General features: G+C 65.5%; 21 protein-coding genes. 6 read left to right on the top strand and 15 right to left on the bottom strand.

Annotation, left to right across the window (positions count from 1 at the left end):
* Positions 1-27 precede the first annotated feature (27 nt).
* Entirely contained in the window at positions 28-405 is a 378-nt protein-coding gene (locus ACIQLF_RS05320; RefSeq protein WP_400295272.1) for a hypothetical protein, read from the top strand.
* A gap of 117 nt (positions 406-522) precedes the next feature.
* Here the strand turns inward: ACIQLF_RS05320 and ACIQLF_RS05315 are convergent, their stop codons facing one another.
* The 4 genes from ACIQLF_RS05315 to hisS all read right to left on the bottom strand — a co-directional run bounded on the left by ACIQLF_RS05315 (position 523) and on the right by hisS (position 6,672).
* Positions 523-1,641, bottom strand: a complete 1,119-nt coding sequence (locus tag ACIQLF_RS05315; RefSeq protein WP_400295269.1) for a hypothetical protein — start codon at positions 1,639-1,641, stop codon at positions 523-525.
* Positions 1,642-1,696: 55 nt separating this feature from the next.
* Positions 1,697-2,020: a PadR family transcriptional regulator gene (locus ACIQLF_RS05310; RefSeq protein WP_387524598.1), complete on the bottom strand. Its 324-nt coding sequence runs from the start codon at positions 2,018-2,020 to the stop codon at positions 1,697-1,699.
* Positions 2,021-3,306: 1,286 nt separating this feature from the next.
* Positions 3,307-5,103 (bottom strand): aspartate--tRNA ligase, encoded by a 1,797-nt coding sequence (gene aspS / locus ACIQLF_RS05305; RefSeq protein ID WP_400295265.1) that lies wholly within the window; start codon positions 5,101-5,103, stop codon positions 3,307-3,309.
* 222 nt (positions 5,104-5,325) lie between these two features.
* A complete protein-coding gene (gene hisS / locus ACIQLF_RS05300) occupies positions 5,326-6,672 on the bottom strand; it encodes a histidine--tRNA ligase (RefSeq protein ID WP_400295262.1) in 1,347 nt (448 codons plus the stop codon).
* A gap of 266 nt (positions 6,673-6,938) precedes the next feature.
* Between hisS and ACIQLF_RS05295 the strand changes: the two genes are divergently transcribed.
* The 3 genes from ACIQLF_RS05295 to ACIQLF_RS05285 all read left to right on the top strand — a co-directional run bounded on the left by ACIQLF_RS05295 (position 6,939) and on the right by ACIQLF_RS05285 (position 11,060).
* Positions 6,939-8,435 (top strand): DUF349 domain-containing protein, encoded by a 1,497-nt coding sequence (locus ACIQLF_RS05295; protein WP_400295260.1) that lies wholly within the window; start codon positions 6,939-6,941, stop codon positions 8,433-8,435.
* A 308-nt stretch (positions 8,436-8,743) separates the two neighbouring features.
* Positions 8,744-10,210 (top strand): amino acid permease, encoded by a 1,467-nt coding sequence (locus tag ACIQLF_RS05290; RefSeq protein ID WP_400295257.1) that lies wholly within the window; start codon positions 8,744-8,746, stop codon positions 10,208-10,210.
* 124 nt (positions 10,211-10,334) lie between these two features.
* Positions 10,335-11,060 (top strand): type IV toxin-antitoxin system AbiEi family antitoxin, encoded by a 726-nt coding sequence (locus tag ACIQLF_RS05285; RefSeq protein WP_400295255.1) that lies wholly within the window; start codon positions 10,335-10,337, stop codon positions 11,058-11,060.
* Here the strand turns inward: ACIQLF_RS05285 and ACIQLF_RS05280 are convergent.
* From ACIQLF_RS05280 to ACIQLF_RS05235, 10 genes are all read right to left on the bottom strand, one after another.
* On the bottom strand, positions 11,057-13,342 hold the full coding sequence (locus ACIQLF_RS05280) for a RelA/SpoT family protein (protein WP_400295253.1): 2,286 nt from the start codon (positions 13,340-13,342) through the stop codon (positions 11,057-11,059). The genes ACIQLF_RS05285 and ACIQLF_RS05280 overlap by 4 nt on opposite strands.
* A gap of 201 nt (positions 13,343-13,543) precedes the next feature.
* The gene (secF, locus tag ACIQLF_RS05275; protein ID WP_400295251.1) at positions 13,544-14,524 is read right to left on the bottom strand and encodes a protein translocase subunit SecF; all 981 of its coding nucleotides are present in this window, start codon (positions 14,522-14,524) and stop codon (positions 13,544-13,546) included.
* Complete coding sequence (gene secD, locus ACIQLF_RS05270) at positions 14,517-16,247, bottom strand: protein translocase subunit SecD (RefSeq protein WP_400295248.1); 1,731 nt, start codon at positions 16,245-16,247, stop codon at positions 14,517-14,519. Before secD ends, secF begins: the two co-directional genes overlap by 8 nt.
* 199 nt (positions 16,248-16,446) lie before the next feature.
* Positions 16,447-16,914: a preprotein translocase subunit YajC gene (yajC, locus tag ACIQLF_RS05265; protein ID WP_400295246.1), complete on the bottom strand. Its 468-nt coding sequence runs from the start codon at positions 16,912-16,914 to the stop codon at positions 16,447-16,449.
* Between the two features lie 176 nt (positions 16,915-17,090).
* Positions 17,091-18,149 carry a Holliday junction branch migration DNA helicase RuvB gene (ruvB, locus tag ACIQLF_RS05260; protein ID WP_400295243.1) on the bottom strand — a complete coding sequence of 353 codons (1,059 nt, stop codon included), beginning with the start codon at positions 18,147-18,149 and terminating at the stop codon, positions 17,091-17,093.
* 9 nt (positions 18,150-18,158) lie between these two features.
* Positions 18,159-18,776, bottom strand: a complete 618-nt coding sequence (ruvA, locus tag ACIQLF_RS05255) for a Holliday junction branch migration protein RuvA (protein ID WP_400295241.1) — start codon at positions 18,774-18,776, stop codon at positions 18,159-18,161.
* A gap of 150 nt (positions 18,777-18,926) precedes the next feature.
* Positions 18,927-19,532: a crossover junction endodeoxyribonuclease RuvC gene (gene ruvC / locus ACIQLF_RS05250; RefSeq protein ID WP_400295239.1), complete on the bottom strand. Its 606-nt coding sequence runs from the start codon at positions 19,530-19,532 to the stop codon at positions 18,927-18,929.
* A 6-nt stretch (positions 19,533-19,538) separates the two neighbouring features.
* Complete coding sequence (locus tag ACIQLF_RS05245) at positions 19,539-20,294, bottom strand: YebC/PmpR family DNA-binding transcriptional regulator (protein WP_400295236.1); 756 nt, start codon at positions 20,292-20,294, stop codon at positions 19,539-19,541.
* Positions 20,295-20,296: 2 nt separating this feature from the next.
* On the bottom strand, positions 20,297-20,965 hold the full coding sequence (pdxT, locus tag ACIQLF_RS05240) for a pyridoxal 5'-phosphate synthase glutaminase subunit PdxT (RefSeq protein WP_400295233.1): 669 nt from the start codon (positions 20,963-20,965) through the stop codon (positions 20,297-20,299).
* Positions 20,966-21,089: 124 nt separating this feature from the next.
* Positions 21,090-22,364 carry a CapA family protein gene (locus ACIQLF_RS05235; protein ID WP_400295230.1) on the bottom strand — a complete coding sequence of 425 codons (1,275 nt, stop codon included), beginning with the start codon at positions 22,362-22,364 and terminating at the stop codon, positions 21,090-21,092.
* A gap of 79 nt (positions 22,365-22,443) precedes the next feature.
* Here ACIQLF_RS05235 and ACIQLF_RS05230 point away from each other — a divergent pair, with 79 nt between their 5' ends.
* Complete coding sequence (locus tag ACIQLF_RS05230; RefSeq protein WP_400295227.1) at positions 22,444-24,465, top strand: M3 family metallopeptidase; 2,022 nt, start codon at positions 22,444-22,446, stop codon at positions 24,463-24,465.
* On the top strand, positions 24,462-25,217 hold the full coding sequence (locus ACIQLF_RS05225) for a GNAT family N-acetyltransferase (RefSeq protein ID WP_400295224.1): 756 nt from the start codon (positions 24,462-24,464) through the stop codon (positions 25,215-25,217). The genes ACIQLF_RS05230 and ACIQLF_RS05225 overlap by 4 nt, the downstream gene beginning before the upstream one ends.
* Positions 25,218-25,346: 129 nt before the next feature.
* On the opposite strand, the gene pdxS is transcribed toward ACIQLF_RS05225, so the two are convergent.
* A complete protein-coding gene (gene pdxS / locus ACIQLF_RS05220; protein ID WP_217387879.1) occupies positions 25,347-26,261 on the bottom strand; it encodes a pyridoxal 5'-phosphate synthase lyase subunit PdxS in 915 nt (304 codons plus the stop codon).
* Positions 26,262-26,329: the final 68 nt, after the last annotated feature.

The raw sequence follows: 26,329 nt of genomic DNA, 5'->3' as shown, positions 1-26,329 counted from the left end.
AAGTTTCGTGCCAAGGCCCGGGCTGTCTTGAACAAGTATGGGTGCTCGTCCTCAGGAATCAGGCTCAACGACAAGCGGTTGGGCAGGTACGCCAACGGGATGGCCGACTGGTACAACAACGTGGTGTTGCTACGCAGTTCCATGCCGGCCAGCCGGGTGACGTACGTAATCGCCCACGAGTGCATGCACATGCGGCAGTACAGGGCCTACAAGGGAAACGTGGACAAACTCGCTGCCGCCATGAACAGGATCTACGGCGGCAGGGGATTCACCGGGCTGGAACGCAATGCGGACTGCATGACCCGCGCGGTCGGAATCAAGGTCACAAACAGCGCCTATGCCTCGTCGTGCACCGGTCCAAAGGAGGCGGCCGCACTCAAGGTACTCAAAGGCAAGCGGGCATGACCCGCCATGATCGCGCAGCTGGTTTCAGCAGTCGTAATCCCTCGGCGCTGGCCCACAAGAGCAGAGCATTCAAGTCTGCGGATCATGGCATGACTGACAACTACGCACTCGTTGGCGTCAGAAGTCGTCCGCGGATCCGAGTGCCCGGGCCTGCGCCATGCGGCGCTTCCTGAGTTTTTTGGCGTCGGCATTGATCTGCTGCGAACTCCATGATCTGGCCACAAAGACAGTCGCCACAATCAGGACAGCGATGTTCAGGCCGCTTCGCCAGGTCAAACCGTCCTCGAGTAGTCGCGCAAAAACGAAGAAGACCGCAAAGTAGAGCAGCACAAAGAGGATTCCCACACGCTTGGCAATGACTCCTCGCCGGATGGCAGGCGGGTTGATTGCGGCGAGTTGAGCCGCGAAGACCTCGACGTTTCCGAAATCCGCGGCAAGGGTTTTGGTATGTCCAGTGTGTGCACGGTGGTCCTTTGCCTCACGCAACGCTTCGCTTGCCTGGGCTCGGGAGAACAGGTAGCGGCCACGAAGCAGGTTTTCCGCATGGGAAAACCAATGAGAATCGTCCCAATTCGAGTCCTCGACCAATGGCTGCTGCTCCTTGGCTCGAATGAAAAGTGCAGCGGCGAATAGCACAACGCCGGCAAGGGGAATGCTCCAGTTCGGCGGGGCTGGAATCAGGTTCTCGGGCAGTAACGAAACCAGGCCGACGGTTCCGACGATTCCTGCAAGTGCCCCGACCCACGACGCTGTCGCGAGATGAAGCTTGCCCCTCGTGCGCAGGACCCATCCCCAAATGCCGAGCCCGCAGAATACGGAGGCCAGCGGGAAAAGCACCACCAGCTGACCCTGCGCGCTGTATCCGCTCCAGCCGTCGTCAATGCCAATCCAAAGACCCAGACCTATCAGCATTACACCAAACGTCAGGAGTATCACTTGGACGCCGCCTGCGATGCTCCTGAAGGGCAGATCCTTTTCCAGTATGTCCGCGGGTGGACGCATGCGCTTGCCAAGGGCCCGACCATACGCCTCGGGCTTGCCAAACAGCGCCGTCGGGGTTTGGCCGCTGGCTAATACACTTTCACGCAACTCGGCCAGCCTCGGACCGACATCCCCTGCCTTTGCACCAAAGAGAACCATCGTGGCGGAAGCGTGCATTGCCCACTCGCGGTATTCCTCAGGCCAGAGATCCAGTTCGGACAGCCATGGATCGGGCTGCTTTTCTAGCTTTTTCATGCCGTCCTAATCGTAGAGGGGTGTCGCGCCATCTATGGCGGGCCAACGCCGCGAGTCAGGCTCGCAGGACGGCATCCTTGAAGAAGAACCAGAGTTCACGCTGTGCCGCGAGGTGGCCGCGTCCGGAGCCGGTGAGCGTGTACACTTTGCGGCCCGGTGCACCGTCGCCGTCCTCCCAGGTACTGTCCAACAGGCCTGCCGCTTCCAACTTCACCAGGGCCGGGTAGAGCGTCGAGCCCTTGATGGGTGAGAAACCGCGCCCTTCAAGGCTCTGCGCCAGCGCGTACCCGTGGTTCGGGCCGGCCTCCAGCGCGTCCAGCAGGCTCATGGGAAGCATCGCCCGCTGCCAGCTGCCGGGGAACTTCTTCTCTTCGATCATGAGGTCCGCTCCCCCCGCGTCGCACTGTCAATTGAATGCACTGCGGGACATTGCCGACGACGCAATCCGCCAACAAGGAGGTTCATGTCATGGCCTTTCTTTGGTGGTGGGTATGCTTGCCAGACGTACGCCGCGAAGATTCGGACTAAGTCAAAAATTTATCTAGATAATAAATACTACCAAAGATGTCCACATATGCACGATGCTCGCGGCGCGATTTTAAATTCCCATGAGTCTTGGGGGTTTGGCTTCTTCGGGGTGGCAGGCTTGAAAGGGCTCTCCTGCCTTGATCCATCCGGTGCAGCGTTGCCCGCGTGGTTCTGCACATGCCGGCTGATGTTTAGGATGCCGCAGAAGGAACCGGACAAGCCCGCAACTCTTCCACTCCCCCGCTTACAGTGCCTCGAATGACAGCTGCCTGCACGCACGCACGCAGGCGGTCAGTATCAATGCTTAACGACACCAATGGCTGCCACGAATCCACGGCAGCCGTTCATCGATGGGCCACTCAAGGAAACCGTCGTTCCCACTGATGTGCTGCCGTTCCCGCGGCAACCTGAGAAGACCGTCGCGGGAATGGTCACCCCGGCACCAGGCAGGCATTCTAGATCGCGGAGCCGCCAAGCCGTGCCGCGATGCTTTCTACAGTCCAGGCCCGTGCTACAGCACGCCCCAACTTGCCGGCCCATATTGAGCCGCATGCCTCACGGGTTCCAACACGTTCGCAAGGACGCCGGCGGCATCCATTCAGCTGGAAAGAAGTCCCCCCCCTCAATCGAGCACCCTTCCCCCGCGAAGAACGGCCACGGACTCCCACATCAGAGACTTGCACCAAACGCGAGGGGCTGGCACAGGGGCGCCGATCAAGGTGTTTTTGGGCGTGCGCTTGATCGCCTGACGCACGTTGTAAAAATGATGACTAAGTCAAAAATTTATCTAGGTAGTAAATGGTTATATAGTTATCCACGCAACTACTGCTGTCTTGCATGTGGCTTTCCTCGACGCGAATGGGGGGCTCCTTTCATCAGCCCCGTTGATTTCGCGCCTCGTCCCGCATGCCCCAAACACTTCTTTCTCTCTGCCTTCCTGCCCGAGCACTTTCCTGCCCCAGGAACCGTTCCCGGCAGCGCTCCCGGGAACGGACGCCACCCTGCTTCAGGCTTGGCCCATCCAAGGGGTTGCCTTGTTCGCAGGTGCGCCAAACGCCGCGGGGCGGGGGAAGAACGCTAATCCGTGTGGATCAGTGCTCCTCCCCCGCCCCGCGGGTTCGAACTAGGCGATGCGAATTACTTGGCTTCGACCGGCTCGTTCGTTTCGGCCTTCTTGGCTTCCGGCTTCGCGTCGACGCCGGCTTCCTTGCGCTGCTGCGGCGTGATCGGTGCCGGTGCGGCGGTCAGCGGATCGAATCCGCCGCCGGTCTTCGGGAAGGCGATGACGTCGCGGATCGAGTCGGAACCGGTGAGCAGCTGCAGCACGCGGTCCCAGCCCAAGGCGATTCCGCCGTGCGGAGGAGCACCGTACTTGAAGCCCTCGAGCAGGAAGCCGAACTTCTCCTGCGCCGCTTCCTCGTCGATGCCCATCATCTTGAAGACACGCTGCTGCAGGTCGGCCTGGTGGATACGGATCGAGCCGCCACCGATTTCGTTGCCGTTGCACACGATGTCGTAGGCGTAGGCAAGTGCCGACTCCGGATCGGTGTCGAAGGTGTCCATAAACTCGGGCTTCGGGGACGTGAAGGCGTGGTGCACCGCGGTCCATGCGCCGGTGCCGACGGCGACGTCGCCCGAGGCAACAGCAGCGGCTGCAGGCTCGAACATCGGGGCGTCAACAACCCACACGAAGGCCCAGTCGCCTTCCTTGATCAAGCCGGTGCGGTGGCCGATCTCGACGCGGGCGGCGCCGAGCAGGGCGCGTGCCTCGGTCTTGGAGCCTGCGGCGAAGAAGATGCAGTCGCCCGGCTTGGCGCCGGTGGCCTCGGCCAGGCCAGCACGTTCGACGTCGGTGAGGTTTTTGGCAACCGGGCCGGCCAGTTCGCCGTCTTCCTTGAACAGCACGTAGGCAAGGCCCTTGGCGCCGCGCTGCTTGGCGAATTCCTGCCAGCCGTCCAGGGTGCGGCGGGGCTGGGATGCACCGCCGGGCATGACCACAGCACCGACGTGCGGGGCCTTGAAGACGCCGAATTCGGTGTCCTTGAAGAACTCGGTCATGTCGGTCAGCTCGAGGCCGAAGCGCAGGTCCGGCTTGTCCGAACCGTACTTGGCCATGGCCTCGTGGTAGGTGATGCGGGCGATCGGGGTCGGGATCTCGACGTCGATCAGCTTCCAGAGTTCCTTGACCAGGGCCTCGCCGAGCTCGATGATGTCATCCTGCTCGACGAACGATGCCTCGATGTCCAGCTGGGTGAACTCCGGCTGGCGGTCCGCACGGAAGTCCTCGTCGCGGTAGCAGCGGGCGATCTGGTAGTACTTCTCGAAGCCACCGACCTGCAGGAGCTGCTTGAACAGCTGCGGGGACTGCGGAAGCGCGTACCAGGAACCCGGGGACAGGCGTGCCGGCACCAGGAAGTCGCGGGCGCCTTCCGGGGTGGAACGGGTCAGCGTCGGGGTCTCGATCTCGCAGTAGCCCTGGTCGTGCAGCAGGTTGCGGGCGATGCGGTTTGCCTCGGAGCGCAGGCGGATGTTGCGGTTCGGGGTCGGGCGGCGCAGGTCCAGGTAGCGGTGGCGCAGGCGCGCCTCTTCGCCGACCTCGACGTGCTCGTCGACCTGGAACGGCAGCGGCGCGGCGGTGTTCAGCACCACTACCTTGTCGGCGATGATCTCGATCTCGCCGGTGGCCAGCGCGGGGTTCTCGTTGCCCTCGGGACGGCGTTCGACCTTGCCGGTGATCTGCAGGACGAATTCGTTGCGCAGCGGGTGGAAGTCTTCCTCATCGCGCACCACGATCTGGGCGAAGCCGGAGGCGTCGCGCAGATCAAGGAAGGCGACACCACCGTGGTCGCGGCGGCGGGCCACCCAACCGGTGAGGGTGACGGTTTCTCCGATGTTCTCGGCGTTCAAGGTGCCGAGCTGATGAGTGCGTAGCACTGCATTCCTTTCCAGAAGGGTGCGAATTGCGCATGGACCCCGGCAACGCGCGCCGGTGGCGCGGAATTCAGTGGGGGTGCGGTTGTGAAGAATCTATGTGCGAGTTTACCGGCACGCGGTCGGTGGCAACCACGGAACCGCGCCCGGTGTGCGCCGAGTCACGTCGGCGGGCCGAAGCCCGGCCCGCCGATGTGGCCGGTTGCGGTGCTTTGGGGGGCGAGCCTAGACGGAGGCCGGCACGGGCGCGCCGACCATGTTGGCAAGGTCCTCGGCCGCGGGGCTCCAGATGGACGGATCCGCCGGCGCCTGGGCGCCGGTTCGGATGTCCTTGACCTCGTGCGTGCCGTCCTCGGCAGTGAACCAGACGAACGGGATGCCGCGCTTGTCCGCGTACTTGATCTGCTTGCCGAACTTCTCGGCCTTGGCGGCGACCTCGCAGGCGATGCCGCGGGAGCGCAGCGCGGCCGCGACGTCCTGAGCGTCGTTCCAGGAATCGTCGTTGGCCAGGGTGACGTACACGGCGCTGGGCACCGAGCGGGCGGCCACTGCGGTGTTCTCGGCGAGCATGCGCGAGACCAGGCGGGTCACGCCGATCGACAGGCCGACGCCCGGGTAGTTCTTCTTACCGGTGGAGGCCAGCGATTCGTAGCGGCCGCCGGAGCAGATCGACCCGAGGGACTCGTGGCCCACCAGGACGGTCTCGTAGACGGTGCCGGTGTAGTAGTCCAGGCCGCGGGCGATCGACAGGTCGGCAACGACCTTGCCCGGGGCGCGCAGCACGGCGGCCTCGATGACCTGGCGCAGTTCGTCCAGGCCCTCCTCCATGAGCGGGTGGGTGACGCCCAGCGCGCGGACCTGCTCGACGAAGGAGGTGTCCTGCGTGCAGATATGCGCCAGCGACAGGGCGGCGGCCGCCTGATCGTCGGTGGCGCCGAGTTCGGTCTTGAGCAGTTCGGCAACCTTCTCGGCACCGATCTTTTCCAGCTTGTCGATCGAGCGCAACACGCCGGCGGTGTCCTCGAGCCCCAGGCCCAGGTAGAAGCCCTCGGCCAGCTTGCGGTTGTTCACGCGCAGGCGGAAGTCGCCGATCGGCAGCGCGGACAGCGCCTCGGCGATGACCAGTGCCAGCTCGACGTCGTAGCGGAACGGCAGTTCGCCGTCACCCACCACGTCGATGTCCGCCTGGGTGAATTCGCGGAAGCGGCCGTCCTGCGGGCGTTCGCCGCGCCAGACCTTCTGCATCTGGTAGCGGCGGAACGGGAAGGCCAGGTGCCCGGCGTTCTCCACCACGTAGCGGGCGAAGGGCACCGTCAGGTCGAAGTGCAGGGCCAGCGCGTTGGGGTCGTTCTTGGCCGACTCCTCGGCGGCCAGGCGGGAGAGTCCGTAGACTTCCTTGTCGATCTCGCCCTTGCGCAGCAGCTGGCCCACGGTCTCCACGGCGCGGGTCTCGATGTTCGCGAACCCGTGAAGCTCGAAGATCCGGCGCAGCGTGTCCAGTACATGCTGCTCCACCGCGCGCTCCTGCGGGAGCCATTCGGGGAAGCCGGATAGTGAGGCCTTGCGTGCCATGAAGTGGGTGCTCCTTGAATCAATTCGGGGGTGTGGAACTTCTTGTGCGCGGCGCCGAGGCGCAGCTCGGGCTGCGGCGTGGCGCGGGTGCACACGGATAACAAGTCTAGTCGCGCCGCGGGTGCGCCGATGGCGAAACCGCGGGACCAGTTGTCTCAATTTTCGCCCAAGAGTACCTGTGGCCGCGCCAACGCGGGTAAAGTGGCGGTGACAGTTGAGTCCCGGCGCAAATTCCGGGGCCGATCCTTAGCGAAAGAGTTTCAGCGGTGACCACCAGTCAGCAATCCGACGACAATCTCCAGCCAGCAATCGTGGCCGAAGAGCAGCAGAACGAGGCAACCCCGGTTGAGCCGGCGGTAGAGGCAGCGCCCGAGGCGCAGCCAGAGGCCCCTGCAGCCCCGGTCGCACCGGTACCGACCCCGGCAGCCGCCGCGGTTCCACGCCCGGGCGCCAAGGGCGCCCCCGCGAAGAAGGCAGCCGCCGTCCAGGCTCCCCCGACGTTCACCACGCCGCTGGAGGAAGCCGCTAAGTTCGGCCGCGTGTCCGAAGACGGACACGTCTTCCTGCTCATCGACGGCACCGAGCACCCAGTGGGCCAGTACCCCGATGCAACGGCCGACGAAGCCCTGGCCTACTTCGTGCGCAAGCACGACGAGGTCGTCTCGGCCCTGTTGCTGCTCGAGCAGCGCGTTGCCGCCAAGGCCCCGAGCTCGGACATGAACAAGACCCTTGACCACCTTGCGGCCACCGTTGCCGAGCGTGCCATGGTCGGCGACATCGCAGCCCTGGAAGCCCGCATCGAAACCGTACGCGTTGCCGTGGCCAATCTGGTCGCCACCGAGCGCAAGGCCAACGAGGAGCTGCGCGCCACCGAGCTCGCCGCCCGCGAGGCCATCGTGAACGAGGCCGAGGAACTGGCAGCACTGGACCCGACCACGGTCCAGTGGAAGCAGGGCTCGAACCGCATGAACGACCTGTTCGATGCGTGGAAGAACGCCCAGAAGTCCGGCGTCCGCCTGGGCCGCTCCACCGAAGATGCCCTGTGGAAGCGCTTCCGCGGCGCCCGCACCACCTTCGACCGCCACCGCCGCGCCTACTTCTCGCAGCTGGACGCGACCAACGCCGATGCCAAGCGCACCAAGGAAGCGTTGATCGCCCGCGCCGAGGAACTCGCGCAGTCCACCGACTGGGGAGCAACCGCCGGGGAATACCGCCGCCTGATGGACGAGTGGAAGTCCTCCAAGCGCGCCTCCCGCAAGGACGACGACGCACTGTGGGCACGCTTCCGCGCAGCCCAGGACGTCTTCTTCGAGGCCCGCCAGTCCGCCAACGCGGCCATCGACGAGGAATACGGCGCCAACCTGATCGTCAAGGAGGCCCTGCTCGTCGAGGCCAAGGCACTGCTGCCGATCAAGGACCTGGCCGCGACCAAGAAGTTGCTGGAGTCCATCCGCGACCGCTGGGAAGCAGCCGGCAAGGTTCCGCGCGCCGACATGCAGCGCGTCGAATCCTCGCTTCGCCAGGTAGAGGACGCCGTTCGCTCGGCCGAGGACGACCAGTGGCGTCGTTCCAACCCGGAGACCAAGGCCCGCTCGAACTCGATGCTGACCCAGCTCGAGGACGCCATCGCAGGCCTCGAGGACGACCTCTCCAAGGCCCAGGCCAAGGGCGTCGAGTCCAAGATCCGTTCGGCCCAGGAAGCCCTGGACGCCCGTCGCCTGTGGCTCGAAACCCTGCAGAAGTCGGCAGCCGACTTCCAGTAGCCGCCGCGTCCACGCCCGCCCGGCGGCGCATGGACCGACACTGCACACCACCCGAAGGGCCCCGATCCACCCGGATCGGGGCCCTTCGGCGTTCGTCCCGGTGCACGGGCCGGCAGGTTTTCCGGAAACCGCCTCGCCCTGGCCCGCCGCGCGTGCCGGAGAACTGGTGGTCGCGCGGGCGGATTCCCCTTTCCATCGCCGACCGCGGCTCGCATACTGAAGGGACATTTGCATTTCTTCACCTGACGGTGCTCCCGGGCGCCAGGCCCCACTGCCCGGACACCGCCAACCCGTCAGGAGGACCCAGCATGAGCACCCAACCAAACCCGCATTCAGTCTGGCGGCGCAAGCCCATCGCCGAGATGGAATTGGAAAGCAAGCATAGCGGACTGCAAAAGTCGTTGGGCCTGTGGCAGCTGACCGCCATCGGCGTCGGCGGCATCATCGGCGTTGGCATCTTCTCCCTCGCCGGACTCGTGGCACACGGGGATGCCGAGCATCCCGGCGTGGGACCGGCCGTATTGTTCTCCTTCCTCATTGCAGGCTTGGCATCGGCCGCAGCCGCCCTGTCTTACGCGGAGTTCGCCGGAATGATCCCTCGCGCCGGGTCCGCCTACACCTACGGGTACGTCGCCCTCGGGGAGCTGATCGGCTGGTTCATCGGCTGGGACCTGTTGCTGGAGTACATCGCGATCGTCGCCGTCGTGGCCATCGGCATCTCCGGCTACATCAACGCCTTCCTCGAAGGATTCGGCGTCCAGCTTCCACTCGCCTTTTCCGCCACCGCGGACGCGGGCGGCGTGGTCAACGTGCCCGCCATCCTGGTGTGTCTGCTGGTGACCTGGATCCTTGCCCGCGGAACCAAGGCCTTCGGCCGGTTCGAGCTGGTGGCCGTGGCCATCAAGATCCTGTTGATCCTGTTCATCATCGGGCTGGGAATCTTCTACATCGACACCAACAACTACAACCCGTTCATGCCCAGCGGCTTCGGCCCGGTGCTCGTCGGTGCGGCCACCGTATTCTTCGCGGTGTTCGGCTACGACGCCATGAGCACCGCCGCAGAGGAGGCCACTGACGGCCAGAAGCACATGCCCAAGGCCATCATCTACTCCCTGGTGATTGCCATGGTGCTCTACGTTGCAGCCACCCTGGTGCTGACCGGCATGCAGAACTACAAGGACATCGACCCCACGGCCGGGTTCGCCTCCGCCTTCACCGGCGTCGGACTGCCCGTGGTGGCCAGCATCATTTCCGTGTTCGCCGTGGTGTCCATCCTGACGGTGATGCTCACGTTCCTGCTCGGTGTAAGCCGCGTCTGGTTCTCCATGAGCCGGGACGGCCTGCTGCCCAAGTGGTTCTCCAAGGTGGACCGCCACGGCACGCCCAAGCGCGTGACATGGATTGCCGGCATCGGTTCGGCCTTGCTGGCCGGGGTATTCCCCATCCGGCTGGTGGCCGACCTGACGAACATCGGCATCCTGGCCGCGTTCGTTGTGGTCTGCATCGCGGTGATCGTCTTCCGCTACACCAAGCCCGACGCCCCGCGCACGTTCCGGCTGCCGCTCATGCCCGTGGTTCCCGCGGTCGGGGCATTGTTCTCCCTGCTCCTGATCTGGCAGCTCTCCTTGGACACGAAGATCCGCTTCGCGGTGTGGCTGGTGATCGGCCTGGTCATCTACTTCACCTACAGCCGCAGGCACTCGCTGATGAACCCGGAAAGCCCGAGGCACGCCGAGCTCGATGACGTCCCGGAGCCGGAACCCGGCCCGAGCTGACGGTCGGTGCGCCCAGGTGGCCGGGTCGCGATTCGGGATCCGGCCACCTGGACGGCGACGCACGGTTATCCACAGTCCGGCCGATTCCCGCCCGTCGGGCCCCGGGTGCTGTGAAGCTGGATGCATGCAAAACACACCCACGCTAGACAGCACGGCAAGGCCGGGACGTACCCTCGAGGCCGCGGGTGCGCTCGCTCCGGCGGAATCGCCGCGGAACGCGGACGCGGCACCGCAACCCGGGCCCCGCCCGCTGGCGGCGCACATTTCCCTGGTGGGCGAACCCTTCACGCTCAACGAGCTCCAGGCCATGCGGCTGCGCGGGGTGCTTCGCGAGGTGCTGCCCGGAGCCTACGTTCCGTCCGCGATCTCCGACACGCCGTCCGCCCGCGCCCAGGTTGCCGCGGTGGTCGCGGCGGAATACCTGGGCCTGCAGAGTGCGCTGTGCCGGCGCACCGCGGCGTGGGTCTACGGGTGCGCCCCGATGCCTGGCGAACTGGAAGTCGTCGTTCCGCGCTACCACCGACCCTGCCCGCCGACCGCGCGGATGATGCTGCGCATGAGCGAGGGGGTCGTCGACGAGGAACAGATCTGCAGCCTTGGCGGGGTCAACGTGACCTCGCCGCTGCGCACCGCCATGGACGTCGCCTTCAACAGCGAGCTGGAGCAGGCCTTCGCGATCCTGCGTTCCCTCCACGGCGAGCCGCGGCTACGATGCGGATACCCCCGGATGCTCGAGCAGGTCGAATCCTCGGTGCGCCGCCCGGGGCGGCTGCGGGCCCTGGCCATCATCCGGCGGCTCATGGAGGAACCGCCGGACGGGCCGCGGACGGGCGCGGAGCCTGCCCGCTAGGAGCGCCGGTGCCCGCCGGTGGTGCGGTAGACGTCGTAGACGCCGTCGATGCGCCGCACGGCGTTCAGCACGTGGTTCAGGTACTTCGGGTCGCCCATCTCGAAGGCGAAGCGGGAGAACGCCACCCTGTCGCGCGAGGTGTTCACGCTTGCGGCCAGGATGTTCACGTGGTTGTCGGAGAGCACCTTGGTCACGTCCGACAGCAGCGACTTGCGGTCGAGCGCCTCGACCTGGATTTCGACGAGGAACACGCTGGACTTGGTGGGTGCCCACTGCACCTGGACCACGCGGTCCGGCTGCAATTCCAGCTGCTTGAGGTTCACGCAGTCGGCACGGTGCACCGAGACGCCCGAACCGCGGGTCACAAACCCCTTGATGGGGTCCGGCGGAACCGGGGTGCAGCAACGCGCCAGCTTGGCCAGCACCTCCCCGGCGCCCTGGACCACCACGCCGGCATCGGAATTCGCCAGGCGCCCCGGCACCGCGTAGATCGGGGTTTCCTCGAGCGCTGCCTCGACAGTGCTGCTGTCCCCGCCGACCATGGCAGTGAGGTGCTCGATGACGTTCTGTGCCGAGACGTGCCCGTCCCCGACGGCCGCGTAGAGCGCGGCAATGTCGTGGTGGCGCAGTTCCTGGGCGACGGCACTGAGCACGTCGTGGGTCATCAGCTTCTGCAAGGGCAGGTTGTTCTTGCGCAGCGCCTTGGTCAGCTGCTCCTTGCCCTTCTCGATCGACTCTTCGCGGCGTTCCTTGGTGAACCACTGGCGGATCTTGTTCCGGGCGCGCGGGGACTTCACGAAGCCGGCCCAGTCCTGGCTCGGCCCGGCGCCCTCGGCCTTGGAGGTGAACACCTCGACCAGGTCGCCGTGGTGCAGTTCGCTGTTCAGCGGAACCAGCTTGCCGTTGACCCGCGCACCGATGGTGCGGTGGCCCACGTCGGTGTGCACCGAGTAGGCGAAGTCCACGGGGGTGGACCCGGCGGGCAGGGACATGATCTGTCCCTTCGGCGTGAAGACGAAGACCTCGGCCGAATTTATTTCGTAGCGCAGCGAGTCGAGGAACTCGCTGGAGTCGCTGGTCTCGTTCTGCCAGTCCATGAGGCTGCGCAGCCAGTCCATGTCCTGGCCCCCGGACTTGACTTCGCCGCCGTCTGAGCCGTGCTTGTACTTGAAGTGCGCGGCCACGCCGTACTCGGCACGCAGGTGCATGTCGTGGGTGCGGATCTGGATCTCGACGGGCTTGCCGCCGGGGCCGATCACCGTGGTGTGCAGCGACTGGTAGAGGTTGAACTTGGGCAGCGCGATGTAGTCCTTGAACCGGCCCGGCAGCGGGGTCCAGCGGGCGTGCATGAGCCCGAGCGCCGCGTAGCAGTCCTTCACCGAGTCGACGAGCACGCGAACGCCCATCAGGTCGTGGATGTCGTCGAAGTCCTTGCCGCGCACGATCATCTTTTGGTAGATCGAGTAGTAGTGCTTGGGGCGGCCGCTGATCGTCGCCTTGAGGCGCGCCTCGTTCAGGTCTTCCTCGATGGCGCTGCGCACCGTGCCCAGGTACTTTTCGCGTTCAGGGGTGCGCTCCCCCACCATGCGGACGATTTCCTCGTACACCTTCGGGTGCAGGGCCGCGAAGGAGAGGTCCTCGAGTTCCCACTTGACGGTGTTCATGCCCAGGCGGTGCGCCAGCGGGGCGAAGATCTCCAGGGTCTCGCGCGCCTTCTTGGCGCTGGACTCCGGGGACACGTAACGCCAGGTGCGCGCGTTGTGCAGCCGGTCGGCGAGCTTGATCAGCAGGACGCGGATGTCCTTGGACATGGCGATGACCATCTTGCGCACGGTCTCGGCCTGGGCGGCCTCGCCGAACTTCACCTTGTCGAGCTTGGTGACCCCGTCGACGAGCTTGGCGATTTCCGCGCCAAACTCGCGGGTCAGCGCGTCGAGGGAATACTCCGTGTCCTCGACGGTGTCGTGCAGCAGCGCGGCCGCAAGGATCGATCCGGTCATGCCCATTTCGGCGAGGATCGTTGCCACGGCCACCGGGTGGGTGATGTAGGGATCCCCGCTCTTGCGCTTCTGGCCCTCGTGGTGGTGCTCGGCCACCTCGTAGGCGCGGATCAGCAGATCCAGGTCGGCCTTCGGGTTTTGGGCGCGCACGGTGCGCAACAGCGGCTCGAGAGTCGGTGGTTGGGCGCTGGCGCCCCTGCCGGCCAGCCGCACCAGCCTGGAAATCGTTCCACGCTTGGGTCCCGGGGTTCCCGGCATCGTGACACTCTGGTTATCAACCATTGGGGCGTGTCTCCTCTCGATATGATGCGATCCTGGGGTTGACCAGCGGTCGCGCGCTGCGATGGGGATCTCTTCCCCGCCCGGCAACCGGGAGGAAAGGGTTCACCAACGTCTCCTGCAAGGTTATAGCACTTCCGCTTGATACAAGACGGCGGGGTAGCGGACATTACATCCGCTACCCCGCCGTCTCGGCGAAGGCGATCAGGCCGCTTGGCGAACCAATTCAATCTTCTTGTTGTGTGCAACCACGTCCGCGTCCTTGTGGCGCAGCCACGCGTACAACGGAGCCTGGATGAAGATCGTGGCCAGAGTGCCCACGATGATGCCGACGAACAGTGCCAGCGACAGGTCCTTCAACGTGCCGGCGCCCAACAGGTAGGAACCGATGAAGAGGATCGAGGCGACCGGCAGGACGGCAACCACGGAGGTGTTGATCGAGCGGACCAGGGTCTGGTTGATGCCCAGGTTCACCAGTTCCTCGAAGTTGCGCTTATGCTGCTCGGCGAAGCCAGCCGTATTCTCGCGGATCTTGTCGAAAACCACGACGGTGTCGTACAGCGAGTAGCTGAGAATCGTCAGGAAGCCAATGACGGCCGACGGGGTGACCTCGAAGCCGGAGAGCCCGTAGATGCCGGCGGTGATGACAACCACGGCGAGCAGGCCGATAATCGCAGCAAGCGACATCTTCCAGGTCCGGAAGTACGCGGCCATCAGCAGGGCCACCAACACCACGAACACGAGCAGGCCGATCATTGCCTGCTTGGAGACGTCCGCGCCCCAGGTCGGACCGACGAACGTGGAAGTGACCTCGTTCTTCGTCACTCCGTAGGCAGAGGCCAGGGCCTCTGCGACCTGCAGGGTCTGGTCCGTGGTGAGCTTGTCGGTCTGGACGCGCATGGTGTTCGGCGCAATGTTTGTCACGCTCGGGTGGTGGTCCGGCGCGACGCCCACCACGGCCTTTTCACCGGCGGCGATGTCTACGTGCTCCACGCTGGAGACCGTGAATTCGGAGCCACCGCGGAAGTCGATGCCCAGGTTGAAGCCGCCCTTGACGACGGGAACCAGGATCGAGAGCAGCACCAGGACACCGGCGATGGCGAACCAGAGGTTGCGCTTGCCGACGAACGGGTAGGACCGCTTGCCCGTGTAGAGCTCATTGCCCCATGTTGCGAGATTAGCCATTTGATGAATCCTTGTCAGCGCTGTCGTCGTGCTTGGTGGCCACGCCGTGGGTGGCGGCCTGGCGTCGTTCGGCGATGGTCTGGCGACGTTCCGCTTCCTTGGCCGCACTGGCGTTCTTCTTGCCGCGGGCCGCATCGGCCTCGGTGCTGAAGCTGCGGATCTTGCCCGCGCCCTGGTAGAGCGGGACCACGCCGAGCAGCGACGGATCCAGGCCCGAGAAGCGGTGTCCCTCGCCGAAGAACCTCGTCTTGGCGATCAACTGCAGGACCGGGTGCGTGAACAGGTACACCACGACGATGTCGATGATTGCCGTCAGGCCCAGCGTGAAGGCGAAGCCCTTGACGTTGCCGACTGCCACGACGTAAAGCACGATGGCGGCGAGGATGTTCACTGCCTTGGCCGCGAGGATGGTGCGTTTGGCGCGCTTCCAGCCCATTTCAACGGCCGATGCCAGCGGGCGCCCGTCGCGCAGCTCATCGCGGATTCGCTCGAAGTAGACGATGAAGGAGTCGGCGATCAGGCCGATGGCCACGATCAAACCCGCGACGCCTGCCAGCGACAGGCGGTAGTTCATGGACCAGCCGAGCAGCACCAGGGCCAGGTAGGTCAGGACACCCGAGACCAGCAGCGACACGATGGTCACCAGACCGAGCATCCGGTACTGGAAGATCGAGTAGATGCCCACCAGGAGCAGGCCGATCAAGCCGGCAATCAGGCCGCTCTTGAGCTGGTCGGCACCGAGCGTTGCGGAGATCTGCTGTTCCGACTGGATCTCGAAGCTGATCGGCAGTGCGCCGAACTTCAGCTGGTCGGCCAGCGCCTTGGAGGATTCCTCGGTGAAGTTTCCGGTGATCTGGGCACGGCCATCAGCGATCACGCTGTTGGTCGTGGGCGCCGAAATCACGGTTCCGTCAAGCACGATGGCGAACTGGTTCTGCGAACCCGGCAGGGTGATCAGACGCTGGGTTACCTCGGCGAACTGCTTCTTGCCTTCCTCGTTGAAGACGAGGTTGACTGCCCACTGGCCGGTCACGGCGCCCTGCTGGGAGCGTGCCATTTCCGAATAGGCGTCGGCGATGTTCGCGCCAGGAACCTCCACGGGGCCGAGGATGTACTTGGCACCCATGTCGGGATCGCAGGAAACCATCGGCTTGGCCGGGTCGTGGACGGTGTCCGCGCCCTTGCCCAGTTCCGCGGGGCAGTCGTAGGCCTCGAAGGACTTGAACAGCTCCGGGGTGATCCAGTTGGTGTCCGAGGCGTTCTTCGGCTTTTCCGTCGGCTTCGGCAAATCCGCCGCCGGGGTGCGTTGGTCCTCGGGGACGGCCTCATAGGCGCCGGCGATGATGACCGGACGGAATTCCATGTTGGCCGAGGCCTGGATCAACTGGCGGGTGCGGGCATCTGGAACGCCCGGCATGGAGACAACGACGTTGCGACCCGACTGGGTCGTGATCTCCGCTTCCGAAACGCCTGAGCCATCGACGCGGTCGCGAATGATCTCCACGGCCTGGTCCAGCTGCTCCTGTGTGGCATCGGAACCGCCTTGCACACGTGGTGCCAGGATCATCTGGGTACCACCCTCGAGGTCGAGGGCTAGTTTCGGGGCAAAAGTCGACTTCCCGCCCAGCACGCCAGTTACAAGAATGGCTGCAGAGATGAGGAAGATAACGCCGAGCCACAGCAGGGATTTACGCGCCTGCTTGATCGGACCAGTAGTTGACATCGTGAGGCTTTCTGATTGTTGCGACCGCATCAAATGGCGGGCGAAGACTCCGCGTAAAACCCGGGGCACTGGGAGCCGTTGGTCCTTGTCAGTGCCCCGGGCCGCTTGGTGAATGCCGGTGGACGGGGATTACTCGGCCAAGGTCATGGACCTTGGAAATCCCTCAAACCGTTCACTGCTAAGGGGGTGGCGAGGCTTGTTAGGCCTTCGGGCCGTTGTCCTCGTTGTTGAGGCGACGCAGGGTCTCCTCCGGAGTTTCGGAGGCCGCGGCGTCGGCAGCCGGCGTTTCTGTCGGCTCCACCGGGGCGGCGGTCAGCGAAGAAGCGTCGTTCGGAACCTCGACGGCCGGGGCTGCGGCCTCGGTGGCCACCACCTTGGCAACGGTCTGCGAGTGAACCGTGACGTTGTTGCCGGGGGAAACTTCCAAGACGATCTTGTTCTCATCGGTGTCGATGCTCACGATGCGACCGAAGAGGCCGAACTGGGTCATGACCTCGGCGCCGGGTTCCAGGTTCGAACGAATCTCTTCCTGGGCCTTGGCAGCCTTCTTACGGCCGCGCATCATCATGAAGATCAGCAGGCCAAATGCGGCAAGCATGATCAGCATGGTGGGGTCGAATGGGGCCTTCGCACCTGCGGCGGCCTGGGCCAAAACGTAATCGGTCACGAGTAAATACCTGTTTCTAAGTCATAGTCATCGGTCTGCGCACGGAATGTTTGCAGCCGGTGGGCCTACTTATCCTATCGTGCCAGAATGCAGAAACTGTGACCAAGACCAACATTTGCCCTGTAAATATCCTTTGAATTTTCGGTATTCACCCGGTAAATAATCAGGGAATTTCTTTATTCCCCGTCGTCCCCATCGTTTTCAAATGTGCCACGCCCTGCGAATACAGCCTCTGCCGGCATGCGCAGGCCCAGGTGGTCCCATGCAGCCGCGGTGGCGATGCGTCCGCGCGGGGTACGACCGAGGAGGCCCTCGCGCACCAGGTAGGGTTCGGCAACCGTCTCGACGGTTTCGGTCTCCTCGCCGACGGCTATTGCCAGGGTCGAGAGGCCCACCGGTCCCCCGCCGAACTTGGTGCACAGCGCGTGCAGCACCGAACGGTCAAGGCGGTCAAGGCCGCGCGCGTCGACCTCGTACATATCCAGCGCAGCGGATGCGGCCCGTGCATCGATGTTTTCCAGCCTGTTCACCAGGGCCCAGTCGCGCACGCGACGCAACAGGCGGTTGGCAATACGGGGCGTTCCACGCGAACGCGAGGCGATTTCGCTGAAGGCCGCGGAGTTGACCTTCAGGGAGAGCAGCATGGCCGAACGGCGCAAGACCAGTTCAAGTTCTTCGACGCTGTAGAACTCTAGGTGCCCGGTGAACCCGAACCTGTCGCGCAGCGGGCCGGGAAGCAGGCCGGCGCGCGTGGTGGCGCCGACGAGCGTGAAGGGGGGAAGCTCTAGCGGGATGGCCGTGGCGCCGGCCCCCTTGCCGACGATGATGTCGACACGGAAATCCTCCATGGCCATGTACAGCATTTCCTCGGCGGGGCGACTCATGCGGTGGATCTCATCCAGGAAGAGGACTTCGCCCTCCGTCAGCGAGGAGAGGATCGCGGCCAGGTCGCCGGCATGCTGGATGGCAGGACCCGAGCTGATGCGCAATGGCGCATTCATTTCGGCGGCGATGATCATGGACAGCGTCGTCTTGCCCAGGCCGGGAGGACCCGAGAGCAACACGTGGTCCGCCGTGCGCTCACGGATCTTCGAGGCCTCAAGGACCAGAGAGAGCTGTTGGCGGACCCGGGCCTGCCCCACAAAGTCGTCAAGGTTCTTGGGACGAAGCGCCGCCTCGAGCACGCGCTCTTCGGGTTCGGAACCTGCGTTGGTGAGGATGCCGGATTCGCTCATTGTCTACTCCTAGAGTCCGGGTCGCGTGCCGCGGCCCAGGGAACGCAGCACGGCCCGGAGGATCTCGGGAACACTGCCGTTGGTGGTGATTTCCGGATCGGACTTGGCCAACGCCTCGAGGGCCTTGTTGGCATCCTTGTCGGTCCAGCCCAGGCCGGTGAGTGCGTCGATGACCTGGGGTTCCCAAGCCGGGGCGGCAGCCACGCCGCCGGTTGCCACGGCTCCGGTCGGGGTGAGTTTTCCTGAAAGTTCAAGCACAATGCGTTCGGCGCCCTTGGGTCCGATGCCCGAGACCTTGGTGAATGCCTTGGTGTCCTTGGTGCTTGCCGCGATGCGGACGTCTTCCGGGGTGTGCACGGAAAGGATGGCGAGTCCGGTGCGCGGGCCGATGCCCGAAACGCCGATCAGTACGTCGAAGACCTCGCGCTCCTCGCCGCTGGCGAAGCCGAAGAGGGTCATGGAATCCTCGCGGACCACCATGGAGGTGTGCACGAACGCCTCGCGTCCCACGTGCAGGTTCGACAGGGTTTGCGGGGTTGCCTGGATGAGCATGCCGAAGCCGCCGACCTCGATGACCGCGCTGTTCAGGTTGACTTGCTGCGCCACTCCCCTGAGCGTACTGATCATCTGGGCCGACCTCCGGTGGTTTGGGGTTTGCCGGCAACCAAAACCAGCAATGCGAATATATCTACGAACAGCTTACAGGCTGGACGCAATTTGTTCGTGGATTTGATCGCCGGACAAACCCGTGTACCGGGGCGGAGGCCCGCATCCGGTCTAGCGGGACTTGACGCTCCGGGCCTTGGCCTCGGCGGCGATCCAGGCTCGCTGGGCGGGGGTCAGTCCCGAGGAGGTTCCGCTGCGCGGGGAGGACGCCGATGCCGCGGCACCGGCGGAGCCGAATGCCGCGCCGCGCCAACCATGGGTGATGGCCAGGGCCGCGGCATCGGCGGCATCCGCGGGCGACGGCGGCTCGTCCAGGCGCAGGATCTTGGCAACCATCTTGCCGACCGCCTGCTTGTTGGACGTACCCGATCCCGTGACCGCGGCCTTGACCTCGGTGGGGGTGTGCAGCGCCACAGGGATTTCGCGGCGGGCCGCCGCAACGATGACGATGCCCGAGGCCTGTGCAGTGCCCATGACGGTGCTGACGTTGAGTTGGCTGAAAACCCGCTCGAGTGCCACGACATCGGGCTTGTGCTGGTCGAGCCATGCGTCGATGCCGTCGGCGATGACCAGCAAGCGCTGGTCGAGTGGCGTCCCCGCCTCCGTGCCGATGACCTTGACATCGATGAGCGTGGCTCGCCGGTTGGGTTCGACGTCGACCACGGCCAGACCGCAACGGGTCAGTCCGGGGTCGACGCCAACCACACGCAGTGCCAAAGGGGCCTAGGCCTCTTCGAGTTCCGCCATGACCTCGGCACTGATGTTGGCGTTCGAGTAGACGTTCTGCACGTCGTCGAGCTCCTCCAGCGCCTCGGCAAGCTTCAGGAACTTGGCAGCGGCTGCGGCATCAAGCTCGACCTGCATCGAGGGAACGAATTCGACTTCGTCGCTCTCGTACTCGATGCCGGCCTCTTCAAGGGCGGCAACGACGGCGCGCAGGTCGGTCGGTTCGCTGTGGATCTCGAACGAGTCACCCACTTCCTTGACCTCGTCGGCGCCGGCGTCAAGGACGGCCATGAGCACGTCATCCTCGGTCAGGCCGTTCTTCGGCAGGCCAACGACACCCTTGCGGGCGAAGAGGTAGGCAACCGAACCCGGGTCCGCCACGGAACCGCCGTTGCGGGTGATGCCCAGGCGAACCTCGGAGGCTGCGCGGTTCTTGTTGTCGGTCAAGCACTCGATCAGCAGGGCCGAACCCTGCGGGCCACGTGCTTCGTAGATGATCTCGGTGTAGTCGATGACTTCACCGGTCAAACCGGCGCCGCGCTTGACGGCGCGGTCGATGTTTTCATTGGGGACCGAGGTCTTCTTGGCCTTGGAAACAGCAAGTTCCAGGGCCGGGTTGCCAGCCATATCGGCGCCGCCGGCTCGCGCCGCGACCTCGATGTTCTTGATCAGCTTGGCGAAGGACTTGGCGCGCTTGGCGTCAATTGCAGCCTTCTTGTGTTTGGTGGTTGCCCATTTGGAGTGGCCGGACATGCTTACGCTTCTCCTCTGATCATGTGGATAAATAATTCGTGAATGCGGCGTTCGCCCGTCACCTCGGGGTGGAAGGACGTCGCCAGCAGGTTTCCCGAACGTACTGCAACAATTCTATCCACCTGAACCCCATCGGCGTTCATCGGCGTGTTCGCGGCCGGAATAGTGGCCAACGCCTCCACGGACGGGCCGATGCTTTCGACCCACGGGGCGCGGATGAACACCGCGCGCACGGGCCTGGTCGGCTCGTTGCGATCCTGGCTGGAGAGCGATTCCAGCCCGCGGACCTGCATGTCGACCTCGAAGGAGTCGACCTGGCGCCCGAACGCGTTGCGGCGCACCACCATGTCGATGCCGCCGAAGCTCTGCTGCGGCTCCCCCTTGAGGTTGGTGGTGGGGTCGGCGATGGTGTTGGCCAGCATGATCATCCCGGCGCAGGATCCGTAGACCGGGAAGCCGTCGGCGATGCGTGCCTTGAGGGCATCGGCCACGCCGTACATGCGCGAGAGCTTGTCGATGACGGTGGATTCGCCGCCCGGGATGATCAGGCCCTCGACCTGCGCCAGTTCCTTCGGCGTTTTCACCGGGACGGCTTCCGCGCCCAGGGCGCCCAGCGTGTGGAGATGTTCACGCACATCGCCCTGCAGGGCGAGCACTCCTATTCGTGACACGTGTGTCGCTTTCTGGTTGTCCTTGTATGCTCCGCCTGCGGCTTGGGCAGGCGGACAGCCAAGCTTAAACCCGGATGGGCCCTCATTCCATCTTGATGACACGGCGCGTCGGGCATCGCCTGCATCACGGGGCCGCCGGCACCCATGGTCCCGCGCCGTCAGTGTCCGCGCCAAAGGCGTTGACGGTTGACGTGGTGCGTTTCAGCGACGCGGCATCGCCCGCCTGGTCCGTGCAGTGGCTCCCGGCCGGCGCGGGCAGCGCACACCAGCGCTCGGGGTCCTCGGCCATCACATGCGGGGCCCAGCGCAGCCTCCCCGGTTCCCAGCCGGCGGCGGTGCGCACGAATTGCATGTTGACGGTGATGCCCTCGCGGTTCAGCACGGTCCTGGTGGCGTGCTTTGCCACGGAGTTGCCCAGCCCGTAGACGATCCAGGTGTCGCCGCGTTTTTCGATCGGAAGCACCGAGTGGGTGTGGTGCGAGTAGACGAAGTCGAATTCGCCGCTGTCGGCCAGCGCCCGGTACAGCGCTTTTTGCCCGGCCGTGGGCCTGTCGGTGTATTCGTCGCCGTCGTGTATTGCCGCCAGGACGATGTCCGCCCCCGCGGCGCGTGCGGCCTTGGCCCTGGCGACCAGCGAGGCCTCGTCGATGTCGTCGACCCGCCACGGGGCGTCCTCGGCGACGCCGTTGAGCGAGTAGGTTCCGGCAATGACCCCGACCTTTGCGCCGCCCGCCTGCGTGAGCAGCGGCTTCCCGGCATCGGTTGCGCTCCGGTAGGAGCCTGTGGAGACCATGCCCGCGTCCTTCAGCGCGTCCAGGGTGCGGATGACGCCCGGCACTCCCCCGTCCATCGTGTGGTTGCTGGCGGTGGTGCAGCCGTCGTATCCCACGGCCATGAGCGCCGGAACGATTTCCTGCGGCACGGTGAACATCGGGTAGCCCTGGTACGGGCCGCCCTTGGGGGCCAGCGGCGTCTCGAGGTTGCACAGCGACAGGTCGGTCTCGGCAAGGAACGGCGCAATTCCGCCGAGCAACGGCTCGAAGTCCAGTTTGCCTTGGCCGTCCTTTGTCGCCTGTTCCCACAGGGCCGGGTGCAGGAGGATGTCCCCGGCGACGGCGACCTCGATGCATTCGTCGCCGGGGCAGGCCGCGTCGGCCGACGGTTTGGCACGCGGAACCTGCATGTCTGATTCACGTGCCGCGGTGCCGGTTGGCTCCATGGCGCTTGAAGGTGCCGCGACGGCATGCGGTGCGGAAGAGGTCGGCGCGGCAGTTGTCGGCGCGGCGACCGGCGTCGGTTGCCCGGGTGCAGCCGAGCATCCGGCCAGCGCCAGCATGAGTGCCGGAAGCACGGCAACGGCTCTTCGGAAACGCACGGAATCGGCGGGTCGTTCACGCATGGGTTCGAGCCTAACCTTGACGAGGCCCCGGCGGCGCGGGAAACGGACAGCGCGCCGGGCATGTGACAGGGTTAAGAACATGCAGAATCCGTTGCTTGAGCGAAGCACCTTGCCGTTTGAATTCCCCGATTTCCCCGCCATCACCGCAGCGCACTACCTGGAGGCAGCAGAAACCGGCGTGGCTCGGCACCTGGAAGAGCTTCGCGCCATCGCGCGGAATGCGGACGCACCGACGTTCGAGAACACCTTCGTCGCCCTGGAACGCAGCGGGCAGCTGCTGCGCCGGACCATCATGGCGTACTGGACGGTCTTCTCCGCCCACGGCACCGACGACCTGCGCGAGATCGACCCGACGCTCCAGGCCCTCTTCTCCGGCCACATGGACGCGATCCACCTGGACCAGGAACTCTTCAACCGCCTGGCCTCCCTCGACGCCGCGGGACTTCAGGGCGAGGACGCGCGCCTGGTCTCCGAAACGCTGCGCACCTTCCGTGCCGCCGGCTCGGAACTCGACGCGAAAAAGAAGGCAACCCTGCGGGAGCTGAACGGGCGGATCACCGACCTGTCGTCCGAGTATTCCCGCAAGCTGCTCGGCGCCATGAACGATGCCGCCGTCCATTTTGCGGACGCCGGGGAACTTGCGGGGCTCAGCGAGGGCGAACTGGCTTCGGCCGCCGATGCCGCACGCGAGGCCGGGCACGAATCCGGGTACCTGCTGCCCCTGGTGCTGCCAACCTCCCAGCCGATGCTGGCCACGCTGGAGAACACCGCATCCCGCCGGCGGCTCTTCGAGGCCTCGGTGAACCGCGGCCGGGACGGCGAGAACCGCACCCTGGAGATTGCCGCGCAGATGGCCGCACTGCGCGCCACCCGCGCGGACCTGCTGGGCCACGCCACGCATGCCGACGTCGTCCTGGAGGGCGCAACGGCACCGTCGCTGGAAGCTGTCCGGGAACGCCTGGCCGAACTCGTTCCGGCGGCCGTGGCCAACGCCCGCTCCGAGGCCGAGGAACTGGCAAGGATTTCCGGCGCGCCGATCAACCCGTGGGACTGGGCCTACTACTCCGCGGCCGTCGCCAAGGAGCGCTACACCCTTGACCGCGGGGCGCTGCGCGAATACTTCGAGCTCGACGCAGTCCTGTCCCGAGGCGTCTTCGCCGCCGCGCACAGGCTCTACGGACTTTCCTTCGCCGAACGCACAGACCTGCCGCTCTACCACCCGGACGTGCGCATCTGGGACGTGCACAACGAGGACGGCAGCGTGCTGGGGCTCTTCCTGGGCGACTTCTTTGCCCGTCCCACCAAGTCCGGCGGCGCCTGGATGAACTCGGTCCGCGAGTCCGCCGGGCTCTTCGGGGAACGCCCGGTGGTCACCAACACGCTGAACATCCCCAAGCCGGCGTCCGGGGAACCCGCACTGGTGAGCTTCGACGAGGTCAACACGCTCTTCCACGAATTCGGCCACGCGCTGCACGGGCTGTTTTCCGCCGGGAAGTACCCGTCGCTGGCCGGAACCTCGGTGCCGCGGGACTTCGTCGAGTACCCCTCGCAGGTCAACGAGATGTGGTCGCTGCACCAGGACATCCTGCCCGGCTACGCGGCCCACACGCAGACCGGCGAACCGCTGCCGGAGGGCACGATCGACAAGCTGGAGGCCGCGGCCCTGTGGGGCGAGGGTTTTGCCACCACCGAATACCTCACCGCGGCCGTCCTCGACCTGGCCTGGCATTCGCTGCCCGTCGGCGAGCCGGTCGAGGATCCGGCGGCCTTCGAGGACCGCGTCCTGAGGGAGGCCGGGCTGATCCCCGACCTGGTGCCCTCGCGCTACCGCACCGGCTACTTCAAGCACATCTTCGACGGCGGCTACTCGGCCGGGTACTACTCCTACATCTGGTCGGAGGTCCTGGACGCCGACACCGTGGAGTGGTTCACCGAAAACGGCGGTCTGCTCCGGGGCAACGGGGACCGTTTCCGCAGCGAGCTGCTTTCCCGCGGCAACACCCGCGACCCGCTGGAATCCTACGAGCTCTTCCGCGGCCGCCCGGCCCGGATCGAACCCCTGCTGGTTCGCCGCGGGCTGGCAACGGGCCAGGGCTCATGACTACCATCAGTTTCGCCCAGGAGACCCTCACCCAGTGGCACGAGGCCATGGCGATCGCCACGGGCGGCAAGCTCTTCACGACCCATGGCTGCTCGTGGGCCTGGCAGCCGGCGCGCCGCCGGCTGGTGTTGCTCTTCCCCCGGCACGCCCAGGAAGCCGGCATCCGCCCCGGCCTGGCCGAGGGAACCCGCCTGGGCGCGCGGCGCGTCGAGGCCTGGGTCAACTCCGGCGCCCCGGCCACCGGCCTGCAGTCGGCCGGCTTCACGGACACCGCGCAGATCAGCTGGCACGCAGGCGAACTGGTGAGCCCCGCGGAATTGTGGCCGGGGCGCGTGCGCCTGGGCACCGACGTGCCGGAGGCCTCGGGGGCGGACGCCAGGGAACTTAACGTGGCGAATTTGTGGCGCGATCCGGCCGCCGCGGGGCTCAGCGCCGGACACCCGGCCCTGCGGCGCATCGAACAGGCAACCGCCAGGACCCTTGACGGTGATTTGGTGGGCCGGGCCTTTGCCCAGCAGTCGCTCGGCGGACAGCTGGCGATCCACGGGCTGGCCGTGGGTGCTGCACACCGCCGCCAGGGTGTCGGCTCGGCCCTGCTGCACGGGCTGGCCCGCGGCATGGTCAATCCGCTGGGACTCGAGGAAAAGTCGCACATCGAGTTGATCGCCGCCGCGTCGCCGACCTCGGCACAGTTCTTCGAGGCGAACGGCATGCGCCTGCTCGGCCGCGGACGGCACATGGTCCTGCGCTAAGCCCTCCTGGGTCAAGCCCCCAACAACCGCATACGACGAAGGCCCGGACCCGGATCCAATTGCCCCACGGGGCAGGAGGATCCGGGTCCGGGCCTTTGCGCTTACGCCAGCCTCAAAGGGAAGCGGGTGTTACCAGCCGCGCTCTGCGAGGCGGTGCGGTGCCGGGATGTCGGCGACGTTGATGCCGACCATGGCTTCGCCCAGGCCGCGGGAGATCTTGGCCAGCTCGTCCGGGTCGTTGTAGAAGGTGGTGGCCTTGACCACGGCTGCGGCACGCTGTGCCGGGTTGCCGGACTTGAAGATGCCCGAGCCCACGAAGACGCCATCGGCGCCCAGCTGCATCATCATGGCTGCATCGGCCGGGGTGGCGATGCCACCGGCGGTGAAGAGCACGACCGGAAGCTTGCCGGTGGCGGCGATTTCCTTGACCAGCTCGTACGGAGCCTGCAATTCCTTGGCGGCTACGTAGAGCTCATCCTTGGGCAGGGCCGCCAGCTTGGCGATTTCGGCGCGGATCTTGCGCATGTGGCCCGTGGCGTTGGAGACGTCGCCGGTTCCGGCCTCGCCCTTGGAGCGGATCATGGCAGCGCCCTCGTTGATGCGACGCAGGGCTTCGCCCAGGTTGGTTGCACCGCAGACGAAGGGAACCTTGAACGGCCACTTGTCGATGTGGTGCTCGTAGTCTGCCGGGGACAGGACCTCGGACTCGTCGATGTAGTCGACACCGAGGGACTGAAGGATCTGAGCCTCGACGAAGTGGCCGATGCGGGCCTTGGCCATGACCGGGATGGAGACCGCATCGATGATGCTGTCGATCATGTCCGGGTCGCTCATGCGCGAAACGCCGCCCTGGGCGCGGATGTCGGCCGGGACACGCTCGAGTGCCATGACGGCTACAGCGCCTGCATCTTCGGCGATGCGGGCCTGTTCTGCGGTGACAACATCCATGATGACGCCGCCCTTGAGCATTTCCGCCATGCCGCGCTTGACGCGGTCGCTACCTACGGTAGTTGCCGGGGTTGAGACGCCTTCGTTTTCAGACACCTTGTGTTTCCTTTCAATAAGGTGAGCAGTATGCGAATCATCGTAGGACGAGGACGTAACAAAGACCT

Source organism: Paeniglutamicibacter sp. NPDC091659 (assembly GCF_044756805.1).
Taxonomy (GTDB): domain Bacteria; phylum Actinomycetota; class Actinomycetes; order Actinomycetales; family Micrococcaceae; genus Paeniglutamicibacter.
Note: the sequence above shows the minus strand (reverse complement) of the source record. Positions and strands in the feature narration are given on the sequence as shown.